Consider the following 2,123-nt stretch of genomic DNA (forward strand, 5'->3'; position numbering starts at 1 on the left):
TTCCCAGCAAGGCGTCGAATACACGAACAGGGCCTTCGCACCAACGCCTCGTGCAACGACCACCCCCCTTTTTCCAGGCGGCGATCGCCAAATCGCCCCAGCCCAATCTCCTCCCGCATCGCCCCTCCAAATCACGACCCAAGGGGGGAATCAGTCTTTGCCGGCCATCGCAACAAAAGATGTGTGCATTCAATAGCCGGTCCCCGGGCTTTCTTGCCCCCGTCGCCTCGCGGCTCGTAACCGCCAGACAGACACCAGCGTCGGGATGTCAGGACCACACGACTTCGCCGTCCGCATCGAGATCGTCCGTCGGCGCGCCAAATGTGCGCTGCGATCCGATGCGTCCATCGCATCCCCTGGCCAACGTTCGTGACGATCGCGAAGCGCCCCTCTTGATCGAGCGCGGGACGGGGAAGACAGTACTTCTGATTTGCGGGAGGCGTCAAGGCCTATTACGAAAATCGGAATCAACAGACTGCGACAAGTTGCCACGACGGGCAATTTGCGCAGGACACACATGCAGGTTTTGCCCGCCGTGCAATCGAAGGTCCACGGCTCAGCTTTGGGCGGTGTCCCGCAATCGTGGCCGACGTTGGCTGAGGATCGCCAGCACGGCAAGCGCGGCGCATGAACACAGCAGGGCCAGTCCGAGCAGCATGTCGGCACCGAACCGGGTGAGCACGCCGGCCAGCACCGCCGGAGCGACCGCCGACATCAGGTTGAGAGGCAGTGCGATACGCGAAGCCGCCGCCACATAGGACGTGCTGTCGTAGAACACCAGTGGAATGGTGGCGCGGGCGACGGCGAGCGCGCCGCTGCCGAGGCCGTAGATCACCATGAAGCCCACGATCGACCAGTGCAGACCCTGCCCCAGCATGAGCAGCAGCATCGCCACCGGCAGCGCGGCGCCGGCAAACAGGCCGGTCGTGACCCCGTCCCACCGGCCTCCACCCAGAAAGTCGATGCCGCGCGCGCTGACCTGCACGATGCCAAGTGACGATCCGAGCGCGATGGCTTCCGCTGGGGCAAGTCCCTGCGACTTGAGAAGCTCGATCAGCACGGCGCCGAGCCCGAAGGCGATGAATGCATTCAGCGAGATCGCCGCAATGATCAGATAGAGCGTGCTGGTCGCGGCTTTGCGACGTCCGTGCCCCGGCGCGGCAGACTTCGGATCGGCGGCACGACCGACGACGGCCGGTTCAGCCATGGGCGGATCGGCGACCGCGCGCGGCAGCACCGGCGCGCGGGCCCTTTGCGGCAATCCGAACATGTAGAGCGGAACGCAAACAAGACCCATGGCAGCAGCGTAGACCAGGCAGGTCACGCGCCAGCCGGCTTCAGCCGAAAGCAGTGCGGTAATGGGCCAGAAGATGGTGCTGGACAATCCCGTCATCAGCATGAGCGCGCCAATCGACCGCTTGGCATCGCTGCCGGCAATCTCGCTCAGCAGGATATAGGTTGCCGTCGACAGGCAGGCGCTGCCCGCGCTGCCCAGGATCATCCAGGCGGTAAAATAGCTGACCTCGCCACGCGAGAACGCCAGCATGAGAAAGCCGGGTGTCGCTACCGCCGCGCCGGCGATCATCACGCGCCGCGCGCCATGCCTGCCGAAGGCATTCGCCAACAGCGGCGCGCAAAAACCCATGACCAGATAGAGAACCGAGGTGCCGGCAAACACCTCCACGATGTCCATGCCGAGATCGGCGGCCAGCTGTCTGCCGACCACGGCTGGCAATCCGATCGTGCCCCAGCCGATGATTTGCCCGATCGCCAGCACGATCAGGACGACGACCATATTCGACTTCAAATGCGTTAACGATCCCTGCCCAAGCGCGCCCTTTTCCTTTGTGCGAATCTGACGCCGATATGCAAGCGCGGCGGCCAATTGGCACGGCGGCGGATTGCGCATGACTGAGGCATGCAAGATACCCGTCCGCCACGTGATTCGGCAGCGATCAGCGCGCGGGTGCGCTCTCAGCGGCGATCGCCTCCCGGACGGCGGCCTCGAACTGGCTGGCGGAAGCGGCAATGCTCAATCTCTTCTCTTCCTGAATGGCGGAGAGGATGCCGATCACGGCCGGCGTGCCATCGATATCCGCCAGGATCGGCGAGCCCGAATAGCC

General features: G+C 64.3%; 1 protein-coding gene. It reads right to left on the reverse strand.

Annotated features, from left to right (window positions below; translation table 11 throughout):
• Nucleotides 1-556: 556 nt before the first annotated feature.
• The gene (locus JOZ76_RS25980) at nucleotides 557-1,795 is read right to left on the reverse strand and encodes an MFS transporter (protein ID WP_291703500.1); all 1,239 of its coding nucleotides are present in this window, start codon (nucleotides 1,793-1,795) and stop codon (nucleotides 557-559) included.
• Between the last annotated feature and the right edge of the window lie 328 nt (nucleotides 1,796-2,123).

It is taken from the genome of Bradyrhizobium sp. (genome assembly GCF_019244115.1).
GTDB lineage: Bacteria > Pseudomonadota > Alphaproteobacteria > Rhizobiales > Xanthobacteraceae > Bradyrhizobium.

Bases quoted from the DNA above. Each gene is read 5' to 3' on its own strand.
- JOZ76_RS25980 (WP_291703500.1), bottom strand. From the start codon at position 1,795: ATGGTCGTCGTCCTGATCGTGCTGGCGATCGGGCAAATCATCGGCTGG.